Below are 489 nucleotides of genomic sequence, written 5' to 3'. Positions count from 1 at the left end.
CAGCTGGCCGCGCTACGCTGCCTCTATATTTTCAGCTCCGCGCGGCCAGCTGGCTGCGGCCCCTCAGCTTCAACGTTGAACCGCACCTGCAGCTATGCCTTCCAACCTCGACGAGACAAGAATTCTGGCGTTCGCCGTCTATGAGTTGCGTCTGCTGCTTGCGGGCCATCTCGGTAGCAATGAAACGGCCGATCCCGCGCTTCGGGCGGCGGCACATCTCGTATATGCGTTGCACAACCAAGCGCTGGCCATCCTTGAGGGAAGGACATTCAGTACAGCGGAGGCTGTGGCGGCAATCGCGTCAGTCGATCGCATGTGCGGGGAAAGCTTTTCACAGAGGCTATCTGCCGTAGCACAGGGTCCGGTTCAACCCTTCGCTGCAGCGGACGGCTCCGCCGCCCGCTGAGCTCAAACGTTGGGCGTCATGTCGTTGCGTTCCTTCCTAAGTAAAGAGCGCTCTCGTGATCGCACGCTGTTCGTCGCTTGTGG

At 60.5% G+C, this 489-nt stretch carries 1 protein-coding gene; it reads left to right on the top strand.

Annotated features, from left to right (window positions below; translation table 11 throughout):
* Positions 1 to 94 precede the first annotated feature (94 nt).
* A complete protein-coding gene (locus LNV28_RS24990; protein ID WP_263521377.1) occupies positions 95 to 406 on the top strand; it encodes a hypothetical protein in 312 nt (103 codons plus the stop codon).
* Positions 407 to 489 lie beyond the last annotated feature (83 nt).

Origin of the sequence: Paucibacter sp. DJ2R-2 (genome assembly GCF_025717675.1) — a bacterium.
GTDB lineage: Bacteria > Pseudomonadota > Gammaproteobacteria > Burkholderiales > Burkholderiaceae_C > Paucibacter_A.
This window is presented reverse-complemented; position numbering and strand designations above follow the sequence as displayed.